We start from the raw sequence: 20,195 nt of genomic DNA on the forward strand, positions 1-20,195 counted from the left end.
GGCATTCATCTGCTCCAGCATGCTCCGGTACAGGCCGGGATCTGCCGCAGGCGTCATGAAAGGGGATCGTTCAAGGGTGGAAGTGGGCAGGCTGGACAAAGGCGTCAATGAGGCAACTGGCGAAACGGAGGTATACAGCATCTTCCAGACCGCGTATTCGTAGCGTCAAGCGCGGGGTCAGGCAGGTTCGCGTGCTGACGTAGGTGAATTCGCGGCAACCGGGGCCTGCGGGAGGGGGTTTGTCGATTGTCCCACCCGGCGAAGAGGATCACACTCAAGCCCGGATCCCGTCTGTGATCGTGATCGAGGAGTCGCCATGAACCGCAAACCCCTGGTAGCCGGACTGCTGACCTGCCTGCTGGTGATCGGCTGTGCCAGCGCGGCCCCCCGTTCGGTCACCGATCCGCAGGCGCCGCGGGCCCTCAGCGGCGAAGGCCCGGTCAAGGTGAGCTGGACCGACCCGGCCCAGTTCACCGAAATCCGCCAGAGCAGTAACCGCTTCGAGGCCGAGCGCGGCGACTGGGTGCAGCAGTTGGCACAGTACGCGCAGAAGACCGCCAGCAAGCAGTTGCAGCCGGGGCAGACGCTGGAGGTGACCATTACCGACATCAAGCGCGCCGGCGACTACGAGCCGTGGCATGGTCCGCGCGGTACCGATATCCGCATCCTGCGCGATATCTATCCGCCGCGGATCACGCTCAGCTACACCCTGCGGGATGCGCGGGGCCAGGTGCTGGCCGAGGCCGAGCGCAAGCTGTCCGACAGCAGCTACCTGCACAACATCGGCCTGCAGCGCGACACCGATCCGCTGCGCTACGAGAAGCGGTTGCTGGACGACTGGGCCCAGCGCGACCTGCGCGCGCCGGCCACCGCCAGCAACTGAGCCGGGTCAGATGGAGCCACGCATGGCGTGGCTCTACCGGGGTCTCACCCCTGGAGGACGTGCGGCACCCGCTTGACCGCGCACGGCAGCTGGTACGCACTGACCCCGCACAGCGGCGCCAGCACATCCAGGCGCGGCGATTGGCCCCACAAGGTGACGGTGCTGCCCACGCCGGCCTGCGGCAGGTCGGTGATATCCACGGTGAGCATGTCCATCGATACCCGCCCGATCAGGGTGGCCGCTTGACCGTCGATCACCACCGGCGTGCCATTGGGCGCGAACTGCGGGTAGCCATCGGCGTAACCGAGCGCCACCACGCCCACCCGGGTCGGACGCTGCGCAACGAAGCGCGCGCCATAACCGACCGGCTCGCCGATACCGATCTCGCGCACGGCAAAGATCTTCGACTGCATGGTCATCACCGGGCGCAGGCGCCCGGTCAACGCCGAGTGCGTGGGCAGCGGATTTGCCCCGTACAGCATCAGGCCCGGACGCACCCAGTCGCTGCGCACGTCCGGCCAGCCCAGCAGCGCCGGTGAGTTGCACAGGCTGGTTTCGCCCGCCAGCCCCTCGATTGCCGCCGCGAAGGTATCGGCCTGCTCGCGGGTACGCGGGCTGTCCAGTTCATCGGCACGCGCCATGTGGCTCATCAGCACCATCGGCGCAACCTGCGGCAACGCGCTCAAGCGCGCATGCGCGGCACGGAAATCGGTTGGCGACAATCCGAGGCGATGCATGCCGCTGTCCAGCTTCAGCCAGATATGCAGGGGGGCATCGGTTTCGAACGCGGCCACCGCATCGACCTGCCACGGCGCACCGACGGCAAACCACAGATCGTGCTGCACGATCAGCGGCAGCTCGTCGGCGTCGAAGAAGCCTTCCAGCAGCACGATCGGCGTGGTGATGCCGGCCTGGCGCAGTTCCAGCGCTTCTTCGATGCAGGCCACGCCGAACGCGTCGGCCTCGCCCTGCAGCGCGCGCGCGCAGGCGATGGCACCGTGCCCGTAGGCATCGGCCTTGATCGCGGCCAGGGTCTTGCGGCCGCCGCCGAGTTCACGGGCGAGGCGGAAATTGGCGCGCAACGCGTCCAGGTCGATCAACGCGCGGGCTGGGCGCATGCTTTGGGCTCACTATGAACAACGGATGCGGCGGTATGGCCGTAACGGAAGATATCCAGGCCTTCGGTGCTGATCTGCGGCTGCCGCGCGCTCATCAGGTCGGCCAGGTAACGGCCCGAACCGCAGGCCATGGTCCAGCCCAGCGTGCCGTGGCCGGTGTTGAGGAACAGGTTGCGGTAGGGGGTGGCGCCGATCACCGGCGTGCCATCCGGGGTGGCCGGGCGCAGCCCGGTCCAGAATTCGGCGCGCGACAGGTCGCCGCCGTGCGGATACAGATCGCCCACCACTTTCTCCAGGGTGGCGCGGCGGCGCGGCGACAGCGACAGGTCGAACCCGCCTACTTCGGCCATGCCCCCGACGCGGATGCGGTCGTCGAAGCGGGTCACGGCCACCTTGTAGCTTTCGTCCAGGATGGTCGAGGTCGGCGCCATCGCCGCGTTGGTGATCGGCAGGGTCAGCGAGTAACCCTTGAGCGGGTACACCGGCAGGCGCAGGCCGAGCGGGTCCACCAGCGAGGGCGAATAGCTGCCGAGTGCGACCACGTAGCGGTCGGCGGTCTCCAGCTTGCCATCGATGCGCACGCCGGTGATGCGGTCGCCGTCGGTCTGCAGGCCGGCGATGTCCTGGTCGAAGCGGAACTCGACCCCGGCATCGACGCACATCTGCGCCAGCCGGCGGGTGAACAGCTGGCAGTCGCCGGTCTGGTCGCGCGGCAGCCACAGCGCGCCCACCAGCGTATCGGCCACGCCGGCCAGCGCCGGTTCGTGGGCGATGATGCCCTCGCGGTCGAGCACCTCGTAGGGCACGCCGTACTGCGCCAGCACTTCGATGTCCTGCGCCGAGGCGTCCAGCTGCTGCTGGGTGCGGAACAGCTGGGTGGTGCCCAGGTCGCGTCCTTCGAATTCGATGCCGGTCTCGCGGCGCAGCTCGTTCAGGCAGTCGCGGCTGTATTCGGACATGCGCACCATGCGCGCCTTGTTGATCGCGTAGCGCTCGTGGGTGCAGTTGCGCAGCATCTGCGCCAGCCACGCGTACTGGCGCCAATCCAGGCCGGGCCGGATCGCCAGCGGGGCGTGTTCGGAGAACAGCCACTTGACCGCCTTGAGCGGCACGCCCGGGGCGGCCCACGGCGAGGTGTAGCCGAAGGACAGCTGGCCGGCGTTGGCGAAACTGGTTTCCAGCGCCGGACCGGGCTGGCGGTCGACGACGGTGACTTCAAACCCGGCCTGCCGCAGGTACCAGGCACTGGTGGTGCCGATGACGCCGCTGCCAAGGACTAGAACGCGCATGCTGCTCCTCCAACCCGATCATTCCCTGCACTGGAGCGCGCCGGGACCATAATTAGGGAAGTATATTCCGGCCAAACCAAGCTTTTCGCCTGTTTTTAGGAGTTATGGCAGGGTATTGTCCTGTCAACACCCATGCCTGGATGACGCCAATGGCCGTGCGCCCCCGCGAACTGGACAAGATCGACCGCAAGATCCTGCGCATCCTGCAGGCCGAGGGCCGTATCTCCTTCACCGAGCTGGGCGAACGGGTGGGCCTGTCGACCACGCCCTGCACCGAGCGGGTGCGCCGGCTGGAGCGCGATGGCGCCATCACCGGCTACTACGCCAAGCTCGATCCGCACTACCTCAAGGCCAGCCTGCTGGTGTTCGTTGAGATCAGCCTGGCCTACAAGTCCGGCGACATTTTCGAGGAGTTCCGGCGCGCCGCGCTGAAGCTGCCCAACGTGCTGGAATGCCATCTGGTCTCGGGCGATTTCGACTACCTGCTCAAGGCCCGCATCAGCGAGATGGCCTCCTACCGCAAGCTGCTGGGCAGCACCCTGCTGACCCTGCCGCACGTGCGCGAATCCAAGAGTTACATCGTGATGGAAGAGGTCAAGGAAACCCTGATGCTGCCGATTCCCGATTGAGCCGGGCGGGGCCAAAACGCGAAAGGCGGCGCGCTCGCGCGCACCGCCTCGGGTCGTGGAATGACGCGCGCGTCAGCGCTGCTGTTTGGAACCGGGGCTGCGCTGATCCGGCTGCTTGCCGCCCTTCTGGTTCTGCTGGTCCCACTGCTGCTGGTTCTGCTGGCCGGCCTTCTGGTGCTGCTGCTGACTGCCCTGCTGTTCCTGCTGCGGCATCTTGCCGCCCTTCTGGTTCTGCTGGTTGGTCATGATTGCACTCTTCTGAAAAACCTTGGGATACGCCGCATTCCGGCGCACGCACAGCGTCGCGGAAAAACGGTTAATCGCAGGCGAAAAAACAGTGAGCGGAATCGTTGATGCAGATGACTGCGGGACGTGGTTGTGGAGCGTTCATGGATGGCGCGCCGCGCTGGAGGTGACGCTGGCATCGAGCGCTGCATGTCCCCGTGCAGTCGACCGTGGGTCGACCCACCGGCCGTTACGGTTTGATCTGCTGGCCGTTGCCGCTGGGGATGGCGTCGTAATACCGGCCGGTGCGGGTATCGAGCACGCGGTTGGGGCCGACCTGCTTGGCGCCGGGAATGATGCGGCCGTGGCGGTCGTACACCTTGGGCTGCAGCGTCGGGCCCTGGATCGGTTGCGCCGGGCCGTCGCCCTGGGCCTGGATCGGATGGGTCCGCAGCTGCTGCTGGACTTGGCTGTCGGACTTCACCGGCGCCATCTGCCCGGACAGGCTGTCCACCGGGGCCGGACGCACCGGCGTGGGCAACGGCGTGGGGGTGGGCTGGGTGACCACCACCGGGCGGGTCTGGGTCGGGCTCGGCGGTGGCCCGATCTGCGCCATGGCCGCAGCCGGCAACAGCACCAGCAGCGCGACGGCGAGGCAGGGATGGCGGGACATGGCAGGCTCCGGCGGGGATCAGGACTCCACCTTGCACCCACGCGGGTATCAGCACCATGAACATCGCCGATCCAGGCCGGCGGGTTGAAGCGCCCGCGGCCGGCCCAATCTTGAACCCACCCCCGCGAGGAACCGCCGATGACCGCCTTCGATCTCTCTCCCCCCAGCGACGCCCAGCGCCAGGCCCTGGTGGCCGGGCTCAGCGCCGATGAGCGCCGGGTGCTGCTCCAGCACGGCACCGAGGCCCCGTACTGCGGCGTGTTCCTGGACAACAAGCAGGACGGCGTCTACGGCTGCCGCCTGTGCGGGCTGCCACTGTTCCGTTCCAGCACCAAATTCGACTCCGGGACCGGCTGGCCGAGCTTCTTCGCTCCGTTCGACCCGGCCCATGTGCGCGAGATCCGCGACATCAGCCACGGCATGATCCGTACCGAGATCGTCTGCGCACGATGTGACAGCCATCTCGGCCACGTCTTCCCCGACGGTCCGCCGCCGACCCACGAGCGGCATTGCCTGAATTCGGTCTCGCTGTCGTTCACCCCCAATGGCGAACCCTACCCGGACCCACTGCAGCGCGGCGGCGCCGAGGCCCAGCCGGCGGGCTGACGTCGCGGGCGACGGACTCAAGCGACCGGACCGGACCGGCGTTGCGGACCGTCGGTTCGCACACCGGCGTCGCAAAAGTGTGACATCCAACAAACGCCCCCTTCAGAAAACCGGGGGACGGGCCGACATGGAGGTATCCCCTACTCCGCGCCGGCCCCATGCTCATCATTGTTGGATTCCTCGTCGTCATCATCAGCGTGCTCGGCGGCTACATTGGCGCGCACGGCAAGCTGGCCGCCCTGTGGCAGCCGTACGAACTGGTCATCATCGGCGGCGCGGCGCTGGGCGCGTTCCTGGTGGGCACGCCGGTCAAGACCGTCAAGCAGACCCTGCAGGCCAGCATCGGCGTGTTCAAGGGCCCGGCCTACAAGCAGCAGGACTACATCGACGTCCTGAGCCTGCTCTACGAGCTGCTCAACAAGGCGCGCCGCGAAGGCTTCATGGCGCTGGAAGACCATGTCGAGCGCCCGTCCGAGAGCAGCATCTTCGCCAACTACCCCAAGGTGCAGGCCGACCACCACCTGGTCGACTTCATCACCGATTGCCTGCGCCTGATGATCGGCAGCAACATCGAGCCGCACGAGCTGGAGCCGCTGCTGGAGATGGAGCTGGAAAAGCACCACGCCGAAGCCATGCAGCCCTCGGCGGTACTCAACAAAGTGTCCGACGGCCTGCCCGGGTTCGGCATCGTGGCCGCGGTGCTGGGCATCGTGATCACCATGGGCTCGATCGGCGGTGAGATCACCGAGGTCGGCGCGCACGTGGCCGGCGCGCTGGTCGGTACCTTCCTGGGCATCCTGCTGGCCTATGGCTTCGTCAGCCCGCTGGCCGCAGCGGTGGAAGCGCGCGCCGAACAGGACAGCCGCATCTACGAGTCGGTCAAGACCGCCCTGCTGGCCTGCCTGCGCGGCTACAACCCGAAGATCGCCCTCGAATTCGCCCGCAAGACCCTGCCGTCGAACGTGCGCCCGGGCTTCAGCGAGTTCGAACAGCACCTCAAGACGGTCAAGTAAGGCACCGCCATGGCCGAGAACAAACCCACCGTCATCGTCCGCCGGGTCAAGAAGGCCGGCCACGCCGCCCATCATGGCGGCGCCTGGAAGGTTGCCTACGCCGACTTCGTCACCGCGATGATGGCCTTCTTCCTGGTGCTGTGGCTGATGGCGGCCACCACCAAGCCCGAGCGCGCGGCCATTTCCGAATACTTCCGCAATCCCAGCCCGCTGGTGGGCCAGAGTTCGACCCCGGCCCCCGGCATGGCCGGCCCGGGCGGGGCCAGCACCTCGATGATCAAGCTGGGCGGTGCCACCGACATCTCGCGTGGCAACAGCAACGACCCGTTCCAGAACCAGCAGGCGGCCAAGCCGGTGCCGCAGACCGATCGCGAGCGCGAAAAACAGCAGCTGGAGGCGCTCAAGCAGGAACTGGAAGAAGCGATCAGCAAGAGCCAGGCGCTGGAACCGTTCAAGGATCAGTTGCTGCTCGACCTCACCCCGGAAGGCCTGCGCATCCAGATCGTGGACAAGCAGAACCGGCCGATGTTCGATATGGGCAGCGCCGCGCTCAAGCCGTACACGCGCGAAATCCTGCGCGAGCTGTCGCAGTTCATCAACCACGTGCCGAACCGGATCAGCATCACCGGCCACACCGACACCACCGCCTACAACGCCGTGCACGGCTACAGCAACTGGGAGCTCAGCGCCGACCGCGCCAACGCGGCCCGTCGCGCCCTGCTCGACGGTGGCATGACCGAAGACAAGGTGACCCGCGTGGTCGGGCTGTCCTCTTCGGTGCTGTTCGACAAGACCCAGCCGGACAATCCGATCAACCGCCGCATCAGCATCGTGGTGATGACCAAGGCCGCCGAGGCCGCGGCGCTGGCCGGTGCCGGGCAGGAAGTTGCGCTGTCGCCGACCGCCGCCGACCCGGACATCCAGGCCGCGCAGGCCCCGGCGGGGTCGCCCTGACGCAAGGAAGGCGTTCGGACGATGCGATGGTCGGATAGTCGGTTGGGACCCGACCCTGCCGGGGGGCCTGCGCGGCGGGACCGTCTGCGCCGGACGTCGGCACGCAGGGGCCTGTCCGCGCGGACGGGCCGACGGCGGCGGCCAACCCCATTACAATGGCGGTCTTTCCCTGTGTAGATAGACGCCACCATGTCCAAGCAGTCCAAGGCCAAGCGCGACAAGCGCAAGAAGCAGCAGCCCAAGCGCCCGATCAACCGCCTCAACGCCCAGCAACCGGTGCAGAACCATGCCGTGCTGACCAACGAAGAGGGCCAGGTCGTGGCCGCGATCGGCCTGCAGGGCACCGAATGGCTGCTGGCCATCGGCGGCCAGACCATGGGCAACGCCGACAACCCGGTGCCGATGCTGGCCATGCTCAAGCACCTGTCCAACGTGCAGGAAAAGGAAGGCCGCAAGGTCAACCTGGAATACTCGAGCCAGCTGCAGCAGCTGATCGATGACCTGGCCGCCGACGAAGGCAAGACCGCCGACGAGTACCTGGCCCAGCTGGTGTCCGAGTTTGAAGGCGTGGAAGGCGAAGAAGGCGACGACGCTGAATCCGCCGAAACCGCTGCCGACGCCAGCGACGACGCCCCGGTGGCTGACGAGGCCGGCACCGATGCCGCCGCCGACGCCACCCCGGCCGCCAGCGACGACAAGCCGCAGGCCTGAGCCACGGCCGCCCGGTGACGGTCTATATCGACGATGCGGTCCATCCCTGGCGCGGCGAGCGCTGGGCGCATCTGATGGCCGACACCCTGCCCGAGCTGCACGCCATGGCGGCGCAGCTCGGGATTCCCCGGCGGGCGTTCCAGAACCGCCCCAGCGGCGCCCACTACGACGTGCCCGCCCCACTGCGGGCGCAGGCGATCGCACTGGGCGCGCACGCCATCTCGCGGCACACCGACCGCGCCCTGGTCAAAGCCGTCATCGCCAACGCACGCACGCAATACCAGGCGTAGTGCCGGCCGCTGGCCGGCAACCTCGTTAACCCGTCATCGCACGCTGCATGCCGGCTGTCGGCTCGCACATGCTGTGATGGGTCTTGGACGCCGGATGCGGGAAGCAGCCGACCAACGGTCGGCTCTACCGGTGTCTTCAGAACGGGTCGCTGCCCGGCCGCACTTCCACTCCCAGCAACGAGCACAGCGCCAGCATGGCGTCGTCGTCGCGGCTGAGCGCCATCCAGCCGGCCAGGCCGTCGTTGCCGGTGTCCACGCTCCACAGCGAGTAGTTCTGCTCGCGCAGGCGGTCGTAGGCGGTGCCCATCAGCACCGAGGCGTCCACCTTGGCGGCGAAATCCTCGTCATCCAGATCGCCGCCCCAGTCCAGCTGCAGGTTCCAGCGCGCGGACAGCTCGTTCACCGCCGACATCAGCGCATCGGCATCCTCACGGTCCACCTCGAAGCCGGACTGCCAGGCGATGGCGGCCATCAGCGGCGGCAGCCAGTCGGCTTCTTCGTCGATTTCCTCGCCGGCTTCCAGCACCGCCTCGCGCCAGCGGTTGAACTGCTGCAGGCCCAGCTCTTCGTCGCCCGGGTTGATCAGCACGAACAGGTTCCAGATCCGCGCCTCGAAATCGTCTTCGTCGAAATCGCGCTCTTCTTCTTCGAAGTCGAAATAATCGCTGTTGTCGGGCATGACCGGTATTCCTGTAGGCAGGCGGGCATTCTGCCGTGCAGTGGCGTTGGCAGGAAGCGAAATTCGGCCACGGGGCCGCTGCGGTTTATCCTGTACGTCTGGAAGATGGCCGTGGTGGCCATTACGACGCACTGACCATGAGCGATACCCCTCCCGATCACCTGGCGATCAACCCGACCAGTCCCTTCCATGATGGCCCCGCGCTGGAGCGTGGCGTCGGCATCCGTTTCAACGATGTCGAGCGCGACAACGTCGAAGAGTATTCGGTCAGCGAAGGCTGGATCCGCGTGCAGGCCGGCAAGGCCCGTGACCGCCGTGGCAACCCGATGACCATCAAGATCAAGGGCACCGTGGTGGCGTATTACCTGGACCAGAAGCCGGACGCCTGATCCACCCGCAAGGGTAGAGCCACCCCATGGGTGGCTGCTCTCCGGGCCGGGCGAAGGCCAGACCTTCGGCATTGCGATAGCCACCCATGGGGTGGCTCTACCCCCGGGTTGGGCGCAGGCCGGGTTTCTGGCATTGCGCCAGCCACCCATGGGGTGGCTCTACCTCCGGGTTGGGCGCAGGCCGGGTTTCTGGCATTGCGATAGCCACCCATGGGGTGGCTCTACCTTCCGGGTTCCGGGTTTAGCCGCGCTGGCGGGTTTCCAGCAGGTCCAGGTTGCGGATGAGGCGGCGCGAGACCTCGTCGGAGATGGTGCCGCGTCGGGTCAGCCGGAACAGTTCCTCGCGCTCGGCGGTGAGCCCGGCGCCGCGCAGCTGGCGGTAACCCTCTTCCATCCGCCGCACCTTTTCCGGATCCGCATCGGGTCCGTCGTCCTTCTCCAGGTTGCGCTGGTACAGCAGGCTCACCCGCGAGGCCGCGTCGTTGTACAGCTGCACGTTCTCGGTGGTCTGGTTCTGCACCAGTTGCTGGCGCATGCGCTCCACGCCGGCCAGGGCCGCCTTGGACGCGAGCCGCCGTGCCAGGTCCTCGGCCTTGCGCTCGCCCGAATCGGCCGGCAGTTCCAGGCCCTTGAGCAGGCGCGGCAGCGCCACGCTGGCAGCCACCAGCGAGAACAGGATCACCGCCGCCGCGAGGAAGATCACCAGGTCGCGCGCGGGAAACGCGCTGCCATCGGGCAGGAACAGCGGCAGGGTCAGCACGCCGGCCAGGGTGATCGCACCGCGCACGCCGGCCACCGAAGTGGCCACGACGATGCGCCATGAGGTGCCTTGCCGGACTTCGCCGCGATGGCGGGCACGCAGGACGCTCCAGCGCAGCGACACCCACACCCAGGCCAGGCGCAGCACGATCAGCGTCAGGTTGATCACCACCACATACACCAGCAACCACCACGCGCTGTGGTGACCACTCTCGCTGACGGTGGTGATGGCGCGATCCACGATGCCCGGCAGCTGCTCGCCGAGCAGCACGAACATGATGCCGTTGAAGCTGAACTGCAGCATCCCCCACACCGCCGCGCGCTGCACGCGCATGCTGCCCGAGACACGGCCGGTGAGCTCGACGTAGCTCATGGTGATGCCGGCGGCCACGGCCGACAGGATGCCCGAGGCATTGGCTTCTTCAGCCAGCAGGTAGGCCGCGAACGGGATCAGCAGGTTGACCAGCAGCGCCGCGCCCGGCTCTTCGCCGAAGCGCCGCCACAGCCAGCGCTGGAACGTGGATACGCCCAGGGTCACCGCCACGCCGATCGCAAGGCCCGCCAGCGCCACCCACAGGAAGGTCAGCGAGGCGGTCGCCAGCGAGAAGCTGCCGGTCATCACCGCGGCCACCGCGAAGCGGAAACAGACCAGGCCGGAGGCATCGTTCAACAACGACTCGCCTTCCAGGATGTGCATCAGCCGTTTGGGGATCGGCGCGCGCGAGGCGATCGACCCCACCGCCACCGGATCGGTCGGCGAAATGATCGCCGCCAGCGCGAAGGCCACCGCCAGCGGCATCACCGGAATCATCCAGTGGATCAGGAAGCCGGCGCCGACCACGGTGAACACCACCAGCCCGAGCGCCAGCTCCAGGATCACGCCCTTGTCGCGGAACAGACCCTGCTTGGGAATGCGCCAGCCGTCGAGGAACAGCAGCGGCGGCAGGAACAACAGGAAGAACATTTCCGGTTCCAGCGCGTGGCCACGGTTGAACACCCCGGCGATCACCGCACCGAGCCCGATCTGCACCAGCGGCAGCGGCAAGGACAACGGCAATACCCGGACCAGGTAGCCGCTGGCCACCACGGCCACCAGCATCGCCAGCACGACTTCAATGGTATGCATGTATTTTCCAGTGGACGGCGCGAGGGGGAGGCTGCGAGGCAGCCGGCGCCGGAAACTGCAAAAAAACTACCACACCCGTCCGCCGGAGCGAACGCCGACGCAGCCCAGGCTCAGTCGCGGGACAGCAGCTGGCGCGCGCTCCACGCAGTGAAATCGGCCTGCATTGCCGGCGTCAGCGCGTGATCGGCGGCGTAGCTGCGCAGCTCGTGCGCCACCCCCAGCCCCCGCAGGCGCGCCGATGCAGCGGTGGCCAACGCATACGGCAGCTTGCTGTCATCGCGTCCGTGCAGGATCAGGCCCTGCACGCCACGGCGGGCGATATCGGCCGGGATGTGCGGGGCGATCTCCGGCAGGATGCGCCCGGACAGGATCGCAAACTGCTGCGCCACCTCCGGTGCGGTGAGCGCGACACCGGCGCCCATGATCCCGCCCTGGCTGAAGCCGGCCACCAGCGTGCGCGCGGCGTCGATGCCGAGTCGCGCCTGTTGATCGCGCACATACGCGATCAACAGACGACGGCTGGCCTCGGCCTGCACGGGATCGATCACCGGTCCGTTCGCGCCGAACTGCACCGTGAACCAGCCGAAGGCATCCGCTGCAAACGCGATCGGGCCGCGGGGCAGCAGCACCTGCAAGCGCGGATCCAGCCCGTGTGCCAGCGCCTGCAGCGATCGTTCGTTGCTGCCCACGCCATGCATCAGCACCACCAGCCCCTGCGCTGGCCCCGTGGCTGCGCGTACCAGCGTATGCAGGCTGCTCACGCAGCCCGCTCGCCGTCGAAGCGATAGATGTCCATCGCCAGGAAGCCGGCATCGATACCGGCATCGATGCGCTGCGCGCCCAGCACCTCACCCCCGGCCGCGCCCATGGCGAAATGCAGCGGCTGCAGATGCTCGTCGCTGGGATGCGCCTGCGCCGCGTGCGGCGCGCGGGCGCGATACGCCAGCAGCGCGGCGCTGTCATTGGCCTGCAGGCGCTGCTCGACCCAATCGATGAAGGGGCGCACGTACGGCGCCTCCTTGCCCTCGGCGTAGTTGCCCCAGTCGTGCAGGTTGTGGGTGATGCTGCCCGAGCCGATCAACAGCACGCCCTGCTCGCGCAGCGGCGCCAGCGCGCGGCCCAGCGCGTACTGGTGGGCCGGCCCCAGCAGTGGCTGGATGGCCAGCGGTACCACCGGGATATCCGCGTGCGGGTACAGGAAGCGCAGCGGTACCCACGCACCGTGGTCAAGGCCACGGCGGGGATCGATCGCGGCGGGCAGGCCGGCAGCGTCCAACCGCGCGGCGATTTCGGCGGCCAGCGCCGGATCGCCCGGCGCCGGATACTGCAGGTCGAACAGCGCCTGCGGGAAGCCGCCGAAATCGTGGATCGTCGGTGGCTGCGCGTGCCCGCCCACCGCCGGCTGGTGGGTCAGCCAGTGCGCCGAGGCCATCACGATCGCGCGCGGACGCGGCAACTGCGCGGCCAGCGTGGCCAGGCGCTCGCCGACCAGACCGGGATTGAGCGCGGTCATCGGCGAGCCATGGGAGATGTACAGCGAGGGCAGACGGGACATCACAGACTCCAGAAGAAGAACATCGATGCAGCCGCGCTCAGCGCGACACCAGCGTCCACTTGCCATCGCCGATGCAGAACAGCACCAGCAGCGCGAACGCCCAGAACGCCGGGTATTCCCAGCCACCCCCGGCATTGGCGAAGCTGAAACCGTTGGCACCATGCACACTGACGATGGTGCCCAGCAGCAGCGGCACCCCCGCCAACCCGACCCAGCGGGCGTAGATGCCCAGCAGCAGCGCGGCGGCCAGGATGAGCTCCAGCGCGATGGTCAGGTAGCCGAGCGCGCCGGGCAGGCCGAGCGAGACGAAGTAAGCGGCGGTGCCCGCCGGGGTGAACACCAGCAGCTTGGTAAGGCCGTGGACCAGGAACAGCGCACCCAGGCCCCAGCGCAGCAGGCTGGCGCCCAGCGGGGCAAGCGCGGAAACACGGACAGGAGACGATTGCATGGCGCACCTCGCGGATCAGGATGCCGACAGGTTATTGCGCTCAGTGATGCCGATAAATACGATCAACCGACGCTGTTTATTACAGGAACTGAAACAATGGACACTCTTGAGGCGATGCGTGTGTTCGTGACCGTGGTCGAACGCAATGGCTTCAGCGCAGCGGCCCAGGCGCTGGACCTGTCCACGGCCGGGGTGACCCGGCAGATCGCGGCGCTGGAAAAGCGCCTGTCCACCCGCCTGCTCAATCGCACCACCCGCCGGGTCAGCCCGACCAGCACCGGCGCGGCGTATTACGCGCAATGCGTGCAGCTGCTGGCGCAGTTCGATGCACTGGAGGCCGGGATCGGCGCGCAGGCGCTGGAGCCGTCCGGGCTGCTGCGGGTCAATGCGCCGGTGAGCTACGGCATCGCCCGGCTGGGCCCGCTGCTGGCCGGCTACCGCGCGCGCTACCCGCAGGTGCAGTTGGAACTCTCCCTCTCCGACCGCCTGGTGGACATGGTCGAAGAAGGCTACGACGTGGCCCTGCGCATCACCCGCGAGCCGAGCCCGGCGCTGATCGCGCGCAAGCTGGCCGACACCCACATCACCCTGTGCGCGGCGCCGGCCTACCTGGATGCGCACGGCCGCCCGCAGCAGCCCGAAGACCTGGCCGACCACGAATGCCTGGGCTACAGCTATTGGGGCGGTGGCGACAGCTGGCCATTGCGCGGACCGCGCGGCGATGTTTCCGTGCCGGTGCGCGGCGGCCTGCGCGCCAACAATGGCGATGTCCTGCGCGAAGCGGCGCTGGCCGGGATGGGCATCATCCTGCAGCCGGATTTCCTGGTCGGCGAGGCCCTGGCCGACGGTCGCCTCGAACGCCTGCTGCCGGACTGGGACGTTGCCCCGATCGGCATCTATGCGGTCTACACCAGCCGCAACCACCTCGCACCGAAGGTGCGCAGCTTCATTGACTACCTGGTGGACGCGTTGGGCTGACGCACCCACCCAGCCGAGGCGCGCTGGCGCTACAGCGCGTCGACGGTATCCAGCCGGGCGATCACCTCGGCCAGCGGCGAGGGCCGACCCAGCAGGTAGCCCTGCACCTGATCGCACCCATGCGCCGCCAGCCACTGGTGCTGCCCGGGCGTCTCCACGCCCTCGGCGATCACCGTCAGCCCCATGCTGTGCCCCAGCGACAACAGCGCACGGCAGATCGACGCATTGCGCGGATTGGTTTCCACATCCGCCACGAAACTGCGGTCGATCTTCAGGATGTCCAGCGGCAGGTGCTGCAGATAGGACATGTTCGAATAGCCGGTGCCGAAATCATCCAGCGAAATGCAGATCCCCTGCTCATGCAGCCGCTGCATCGTCTGCTTGGCCTGGGCCGGCTTGCGCATCAGGCTGCTCTCGGTCAGTTCCACCTGCAGCGCGCCGCGCTCCAGCCCGAACTCCTGGCTGGCGCGCGCGAACTCGGCCACCAGATCGCTGTTGAAGAACTGCACCGCCGACACATTCACCGCGATCGGCAACGGCTTGCCTGCATCGGCCAACTGCCGCTGCGCCGCCGCCGCCGCGCGGATCACCCAGCGCCCCAGCGCCAGGATCAGCCCGGTGTCCTCGCACAGCTGGATGAACTCGCCCGGCGGAATGAAACTGCCATCGGCCTGCGGCCAGCGCAGCAAGGCCTCCAACGCCGCCGGCGTGCCATCGCTGGCATGGCAGATCGGCTGGAAATACAGCTGGAACTCGGTGTCGATCGCGCTGTGGATGCGTCCGGCCAGGCGCAGCCGCTCGGCCAGCCGCGAGGTCACCGTGTTGTCGAACCACGCGATGACGCTGCCCTCGTCGCGCGCCGCATGCGCGGCCTGCGCCGCCATCCCGATCACCTGTTCGGCCGGCACGTTGTCGCCGTCGAACTTCACCGCCACGCCGATCCGCGGCTCGAACTGATGCAGCCAGTCCTGCCCGCGCACCGGCTCGGACACGGTCTGCACCAGCGTATCCAGCGCGGTCTGGCGCTCGTGGTCGTCGCGGATGGCGAAGATGAAATCCTCGGCCGGCTGGAACGCCAGCAGACCGTAACGCGTGCCCAGCCCGCCCAGGCGCTTGGCCATGGCCTGCAGCACCACCTCGCCCACCTCGCGGCCGAGCGTATCGGCCACCAGCTGCAGGCCGCGGAACTGCACATAGGCGATCGTATAGCTGCCGCCCTCCTCATCCAGCTGCGCGGCCAGCGCGCGGGTATTGAGCAGGCCCGTGGCCGGGTTGTGGGTGGCGTGGTAGGCCAGGTCGCGCTCGTAGGCCAGCCGCTCGCTGATGTCCTCGGCCAGCACCAGGCAGGCCTGGCGGCCGTCGAAATCCAGCCGCGACAGGTGCGCGCGCACTTCGAACAGCGTGCCGTCCTTGCGCCGGTGCATGCGGATCTGCGCGTCCTGCGGATCGCCCAGCGTGGCCCGCGAAATCGCGCCGCGGATCTCGTCCCAGCCTTCGCGCGGGCGGATGTCGAGGATGCTCATCGACAGGAATTCATCGCGACTGTAGCCGTACTGCTGCACCGCCGCTTCGTTGACCTCCATGAAGCGCAGCGTGTCCGGGTCGAAGACCCAGAACGGCGCCGGGTTGCGGTCGAACAGCAGACGGAACTGACGCTCGGCCTGCTGCACCCGTGCCAGCGCCTGCACCCGCTCGCTGACGTCGGTCAGCGCACCGATCATGCGCCGCTGCCGGTCCACCACCGCCACCCGCTGGCCGCGCGCGGAGACCCAGCGCGTGGCCCCGCCGGGCAGCACCACCCGGAACATTTCATCGAGCACGCCGTTGCCGGCGAAGGCTGCATCGAAGGCCTGCTGCATGCGCTCGGCATCCTCGCGGTGCACCCGCGCGAAGAACGCCGCCACCGGCAGGCTCTCGATATCGATGCCGAAGATCTCGCGCGCCAACGGCGACCAGCGCAGCAGTGACGCGTCCTCATCGACATACCAGGTGCAGACCTTGCCGACCTGGTGGGCCATCAGCAGTTCGGCATGGCCGGTGCGCAGTTCCTCGGTCAGCGCGTCCTGGCTGCGGGTGGCGCGGCGCAGGCTCACATAGACCAGCGCGAACACGCCCCAGTACAGCAGGTACAGCACCACCGAGGCCTGCACGTACGGCCACCACGGCGCGAGCACGTCATCGCGGCCCAGCCCGGCATACACCGCGATCGGGTACTGGCCCAGCGTGGTCAGCGTGGAGATGCGCTCGATGTTGTCGATGGTGCTGGTCTCGATGCCCAGCGGGGTGACCGCATCGCGGCGCAGCATCTCGCGCTTGCCCAGGCTGAAACGCTGCCCGGTCAGGCCCACGGTGTCCGGGCTGCGCGCCAGTACGTAGCCCTGCGCGTCGGTGATCGAGATGACGCCGTGTTCGCCGGTATCCATACCGCCGATGATCGACTGCAGCTCGCTGGTGTGCAGCCGGCTCAACAGCCAGCGGTCATCACCCATGCGCAGTGCCAGCGGCAATACCCAACGCTGGGCAGTGCGCTGCTGTGGCGGGCCCATGTAAAGGCGGCTTTCGCTGCCGCGATTGGCGTCGGTGGCCCACAGCGGCAGGTACAGGTCGCCACTGCCGCTGGTGAGGGCGCGGCCGTACTGGTCCACCACCACGATGCTGTCCAGTTCGGCGTGCCGCTGCAGCACCCCGCTGATTGCATCATCGAGCAGGTCCGGGGCCTGGGCCGGCACCCGCTCGAACAGCAGCGCACCGTCTTCGGCGATGCCGAGCATGGCCCGTTCAAGGTTGCGCAGTTCCAGCCGCAGCAGGCGTTGCGAGCCGGCGGCCAGCGCCGAGCTCTGGCGCTGCGCCGCTTCCTGGCGGCGCTGGTAGTCGTTGGCCAGCATCGCCGTCAGGCCCACGGCAAGCAGCACGCCCAGGCCGACGCCCAGCCACACGATCGTGCGCAGTGGCCGCGCCAATGCGTGGTTCAACGCGGGCATCGACGACCTCTCCCGCAGCGATGGGCTGACTTCATGCGTAACGCTTCCTGGTTTCCCCAAACCTGAGCGGCCGAAGCCTGGGAATCTTGACCGCTTCGTATCGCGACCCGACGCCTGAACACCCAGCATGCACCAGCGCGTGCGGCACGGGAAGGCCCGGATGTGCCGGATCGGGCGGTTCACGTTGACAAAGCCAAGGCGCGCCCCAACCGCCGCAGGCAACGGCCCGGGCCGGCGCGACCAGCCCTGGCCGGGAGGATTAGACTTGGGGTTTCCTCCGTTGCCTGAGACATCCATGCCCACGCTGCGCCGCCCCACCCTGATGCTTGCCATTGCCGCCAGCCTGTCGCTGGGCCTGAGCGCCTGCGACCGCGACGCGGCCGCCCCTGCCGCCACCGCGCCGGACACCGCCGCCACCGCCGCGCCCGCCGCGCCCAAGCCGCAGCTGGGCAGCTTCGGCTTCGATGCCGCCGGCATGGACCGCAGCGTCGCCGCCGGCGATGACTTCTTCGGCTTCGCCAACGGCACCTGGGTGAAGAACACCGAGATCCCCGCCGACCGCTCCAGCTACGGCAGCTTCAACGTCATCTCCGAGAAGACCCTGGCCGATACCCGCGCCATCCTCGAAGGGGCCGCCGCGGACACCAAGGCGACCGGCGAGAACAAGCTGATCGGCGACTACTACGCCGCGTTCATGGACGAGGCCGGGATCGAATCGCGCGGCGTGGCCGCGGTGAAGCCGGAGCTTGAGGCCATTGGCGGCATCGCCGACAAGGCCGCGCTGGCCACCACCCTGGGCGGCACCCTGCGCGCGGACGTGGACCTGCTGAATGCGACCAACTTCTACACCGACCGCCTGTTCGGGGTGTGGGTGTCGGTGGACCTGCTGCAGCCGGACCGCAATGCGCCCTACCTGGTGCAGGGCGGCCTGGGCCTGCCGGACCGAGATTTCTACCTGCAGGGCGGTCGCATGGCCGAGCTGCGCAAGCAGTACCAGGCCTACATCGCGCAGATGCTGCAGCTGGCGGGTGTCGCCGATCCGGCGGCCAAGGCACAGCGCATCCTGGCACTGGAGACCAAAATCGCCCAGGCCCATGCCACCCAGGAAGAAACCAACGACGTGGCCAAGGGCGCCAACGCCTGGAAGCAGGCCGACCTGAGCGCCAAGGCGCCAGGCATGGACTGGCCGGCCTTCCTGGCCGGGGCCAAGCTGGATGCGCAGCAGGACTTCATCGTGTGGCAGCCCAAGGCCGTCGCCGGGATTTCGCGCCTGGTGGCCACCGAGCCGCTGGAGGTGTGGAAGGACTACCTGGCCTTCCACGCGCTGGACCGCGCCGCCCCGTATCTGCCCAAGGCCTTCGCCGACGCGCGCTTCGCCTTCCACGGCACCACCCTCAACGGCACCCCGCAGCAGAGCGAGCGCTGGAAGCGTGCGGTGGATGACAGCAACCACGCGGTGGGCGAGGCGATCGGCAAGCTGTACGTGGAGCGCCACTTCGACCCGGCCACCAAGGCGCGTGCCGACGAGATGGCCAGGAACATCATCGCCGCGTTTGCCAAGCGCATCGATGCGCTGGACTGGATGTCGCCGCAGACCAAGGCGCATGCCAAGGCCAAGGTGGCCGGGCTGACGGTCGGCATGGGCTACCCGGACAAGTGGCGCGACTACACCGGCCTTGAGATCAAGCGCGACGACGCGCTGGGCAATGCGGCACGCGCCGAGCAGTTCGAGTACCAGCGCAACATCGCCAAGCTGGGCAAGCCGGTGGACCATAGCGAGTGGGCGATGCTGCCGCAGACGATCAACGCGATGAACGTGCCGCTGGAAAACCGGCTGGTGTTCCCGGCGGCGATCCTGCAGCCGCCGTTCTTCGACGGTGCGGCCGACGATGCGGTGAACTACGGTGCGATCGGTGCGGTGATCGGCCACGAGATCAGCCACGGGTTCGACAATGCCGGTGCGCTGTTCGACGAGACCGGCAAGCTGCACAACTGGTGGACGGCTGACGATCTGAAGAAGTTCAACGCGGCCGGCGATGCGCTGGCGGCGCAGTTCAGCAGCTACCAGCCGTTCCCGGGAGTGTCGGTCAACGGACGCCTGACGCTGGGCGAAAACATCGCCGACGTGGCCGGTCTGGCCACGGCCTACGATGCCTACCAGCTGTCGCTGCAGGGCAAGCCGGGCCAGACGCTGGAAGGGTTCACGCCGGATCAGCGCTTCTTCCTGGGTTTCGCGCAGGCGTGGCGCAGCAAGGCGCGCGAGCAGGCGTTGCGCAATTCGCTGCTGACCAACGTGCACGCACCGGGCCAGTTCCGCGCGTTGACGGTGCGCAACCTGGACGCGTGGTACCCGGCTTTCGAGGTGAAGGAAGGCCAGAAGCTTTATCTGGCGCCGGACAAGCGGGTCAAGGTGTGGTGATGGGTTTTATCGCATTGCGATGAAAGGCAGGGAAACGGGCGCTTCGGCGCCCGTTTTTTTTGTCTTCCTGCTGCTGCTTTATGCGTTGAAGAGCAGAAGCCAGATCAACAGCACAGGGTGTGCGCTTCTACTGGCTTGGGCGGGTACGGGCGGGAGTGCGGGACACGCCGTAAATACATCCATGTAGGCTCGCATGCGCCATCCATGGCGCATGACGGTCCCGCACTCCCACCCGTACCCACCCTTTGACAGGGTGCCGTTGCGCAGCGAAACAGCCGAGGAGAACCGCCGCGCAGGCTCGCATTGGAGTGTGATTCTTGAACTGCGCCTCTTCGCCTCTTTGGCGTGCGCTTCTTTGCCCTGTGCCCTTCCCTTTGTGCCTTCAAGTCTTGCCCATGGCCACCAGCCAACTGTCGAGGGTGGGGGTGTGTGGGTTCGCGGGACCCTCAAGCCGCATGGATGCGGCTTGG

The 20,195-nt window shown here is 67.8% G+C and carries 20 protein-coding genes; 10 read left to right on the top strand and 10 right to left on the bottom strand.

Features of this window, described 5'->3' with window-relative positions:
* The first annotated feature begins 316 nt into the window (after positions 1 to 316).
* Entirely contained in the window at positions 317 to 883 is a 567-nt protein-coding gene (locus RTO53_RS10260) for a DUF3016 domain-containing protein (protein ID WP_312237693.1), read from the top strand.
* A gap of 44 nt (positions 884 to 927) precedes the next feature.
* Here the strand turns inward: RTO53_RS10260 and alr are convergent, their stop codons facing one another.
* Both alr and RTO53_RS10270 read right to left on the bottom strand, forming a co-directional pair.
* Positions 928 to 2,001 (bottom strand): alanine racemase, encoded by a 1,074-nt coding sequence (gene alr / locus RTO53_RS10265; protein ID WP_312237694.1) that lies wholly within the window; start codon positions 1,999 to 2,001, stop codon positions 928 to 930.
* Positions 1,980 to 3,290, bottom strand: a complete 1,311-nt coding sequence (locus RTO53_RS10270; protein ID WP_312237695.1) for a D-amino acid dehydrogenase — start codon at positions 3,288 to 3,290, stop codon at positions 1,980 to 1,982. The genes alr and RTO53_RS10270 overlap by 22 nt, the downstream gene beginning before the upstream one ends.
* A 149-nt stretch (positions 3,291 to 3,439) precedes the next feature.
* Here RTO53_RS10270 and RTO53_RS10275 point away from each other — a divergent pair, with 149 nt between their 5' ends.
* Complete coding sequence (locus RTO53_RS10275) at positions 3,440 to 3,919, top strand: Lrp/AsnC ligand binding domain-containing protein (protein ID WP_256775150.1); 480 nt, start codon at positions 3,440 to 3,442, stop codon at positions 3,917 to 3,919.
* Between the two features lie 72 nt (positions 3,920 to 3,991).
* Here RTO53_RS10275 and RTO53_RS10280 read toward each other — a convergent pair whose 3' ends face one another.
* Both RTO53_RS10280 and RTO53_RS10285 read right to left on the bottom strand, forming a co-directional pair.
* The gene (locus RTO53_RS10280; RefSeq protein ID WP_256775149.1) at positions 3,992 to 4,165 is read right to left on the bottom strand and encodes a lana protein; all 174 of its coding nucleotides are present in this window, start codon (positions 4,163 to 4,165) and stop codon (positions 3,992 to 3,994) included.
* Between the two features lie 229 nt (positions 4,166 to 4,394).
* On the bottom strand, positions 4,395 to 4,817 hold the full coding sequence (locus RTO53_RS10285) for a classical arabinogalactan protein 4 (protein WP_312237696.1): 423 nt from the start codon (positions 4,815 to 4,817) through the stop codon (positions 4,395 to 4,397).
* 138 nt (positions 4,818 to 4,955) lie between these two features.
* Between RTO53_RS10285 and msrB the strand changes: the two genes are divergently transcribed.
* From msrB to RTO53_RS10310, 5 genes are all read left to right on the top strand, one after another.
* Complete coding sequence (gene msrB, locus RTO53_RS10290; RefSeq protein ID WP_256775147.1) at positions 4,956 to 5,423, top strand: peptide-methionine (R)-S-oxide reductase MsrB; 468 nt, start codon at positions 4,956 to 4,958, stop codon at positions 5,421 to 5,423.
* Between the two features lie 158 nt (positions 5,424 to 5,581).
* A complete protein-coding gene (gene motA / locus RTO53_RS10295) occupies positions 5,582 to 6,436 on the top strand; it encodes a flagellar motor stator protein MotA (RefSeq protein WP_312237697.1) in 855 nt (284 codons plus the stop codon).
* A 9-nt stretch (positions 6,437 to 6,445) separates the two neighbouring features.
* Positions 6,446 to 7,390, top strand: coding sequence for a flagellar motor protein MotB (gene motB / locus RTO53_RS10300; protein WP_312237698.1), 945 nt, complete (start codon positions 6,446 to 6,448; stop codon positions 7,388 to 7,390).
* A gap of 189 nt (positions 7,391 to 7,579) precedes the next feature.
* The gene (locus tag RTO53_RS10305; RefSeq protein ID WP_312237699.1) at positions 7,580 to 8,101 is read left to right on the top strand and encodes a hypothetical protein; all 522 of its coding nucleotides are present in this window, start codon (positions 7,580 to 7,582) and stop codon (positions 8,099 to 8,101) included.
* A gap of 14 nt (positions 8,102 to 8,115) precedes the next feature.
* Positions 8,116 to 8,391, top strand: coding sequence for a DUF4031 domain-containing protein (locus RTO53_RS10310; protein ID WP_312237700.1), 276 nt, complete (start codon positions 8,116 to 8,118; stop codon positions 8,389 to 8,391).
* A 136-nt stretch (positions 8,392 to 8,527) separates the two neighbouring features.
* Here the strand turns inward: RTO53_RS10310 and RTO53_RS10315 are convergent, their stop codons facing one another.
* Positions 8,528 to 9,070, bottom strand: a complete 543-nt coding sequence (locus tag RTO53_RS10315) for a hypothetical protein (protein ID WP_256775142.1) — start codon at positions 9,068 to 9,070, stop codon at positions 8,528 to 8,530.
* Positions 9,071 to 9,207: 137 nt separating this feature from the next.
* Here RTO53_RS10315 and RTO53_RS10320 point away from each other — a divergent pair, with 137 nt between their 5' ends.
* Positions 9,208 to 9,459 carry a DUF3297 family protein gene (locus RTO53_RS10320; RefSeq protein ID WP_256775141.1) on the top strand — a complete coding sequence of 84 codons (252 nt, stop codon included), beginning with the start codon at positions 9,208 to 9,210 and terminating at the stop codon, positions 9,457 to 9,459.
* A 241-nt stretch (positions 9,460 to 9,700) separates the two neighbouring features.
* Here the strand turns inward: RTO53_RS10320 and RTO53_RS10325 are convergent, their stop codons facing one another.
* From RTO53_RS10325 to RTO53_RS10340, 4 genes are all read right to left on the bottom strand, one after another.
* Complete coding sequence (locus RTO53_RS10325; protein WP_312237701.1) at positions 9,701 to 11,344, bottom strand: Na+/H+ antiporter; 1,644 nt, start codon at positions 11,342 to 11,344, stop codon at positions 9,701 to 9,703.
* Positions 11,345 to 11,454: 110 nt separating this feature from the next.
* Complete coding sequence (locus RTO53_RS10330) at positions 11,455 to 12,105, bottom strand: phospholipase (protein ID WP_312237702.1); 651 nt, start codon at positions 12,103 to 12,105, stop codon at positions 11,455 to 11,457.
* Positions 12,102 to 12,899, bottom strand: coding sequence for a class III extradiol ring-cleavage dioxygenase (locus RTO53_RS10335; RefSeq protein WP_312237703.1), 798 nt, complete (start codon positions 12,897 to 12,899; stop codon positions 12,102 to 12,104). The genes RTO53_RS10330 and RTO53_RS10335 overlap by 4 nt, the downstream gene beginning before the upstream one ends.
* A 37-nt stretch (positions 12,900 to 12,936) precedes the next feature.
* On the bottom strand, positions 12,937 to 13,347 hold the full coding sequence (locus RTO53_RS10340; protein WP_312237704.1) for a DoxX family protein: 411 nt from the start codon (positions 13,345 to 13,347) through the stop codon (positions 12,937 to 12,939).
* A 96-nt stretch (positions 13,348 to 13,443) separates the two neighbouring features.
* Here RTO53_RS10340 and RTO53_RS10345 point away from each other — a divergent pair, with 96 nt between their 5' ends.
* Complete coding sequence (locus RTO53_RS10345) at positions 13,444 to 14,325, top strand: LysR family transcriptional regulator (RefSeq protein ID WP_312237705.1); 882 nt, start codon at positions 13,444 to 13,446, stop codon at positions 14,323 to 14,325.
* Positions 14,326 to 14,354: 29 nt separating this feature from the next.
* Here RTO53_RS10345 and RTO53_RS10350 read toward each other — a convergent pair whose 3' ends face one another.
* Entirely contained in the window at positions 14,355 to 17,306 is a 2,952-nt protein-coding gene (locus RTO53_RS10350) for an EAL domain-containing protein (protein ID WP_312237706.1), read from the bottom strand.
* Positions 17,307 to 17,601: 295 nt separating this feature from the next.
* Here RTO53_RS10350 and RTO53_RS10355 point away from each other — a divergent pair, with 295 nt between their 5' ends.
* Positions 17,602 to 19,725 carry a M13 family metallopeptidase gene (locus tag RTO53_RS10355; RefSeq protein WP_312237707.1) on the top strand — a complete coding sequence of 708 codons (2,124 nt, stop codon included), beginning with the start codon at positions 17,602 to 17,604 and terminating at the stop codon, positions 19,723 to 19,725.
* Positions 19,726 to 20,195: the final 470 nt, after the last annotated feature.

Origin of the sequence: Stenotrophomonas sp. (assembly GCF_031995405.1) — a bacterium.
Classification (GTDB): Bacteria; Pseudomonadota; Gammaproteobacteria; order Xanthomonadales; family Xanthomonadaceae; genus Stenotrophomonas.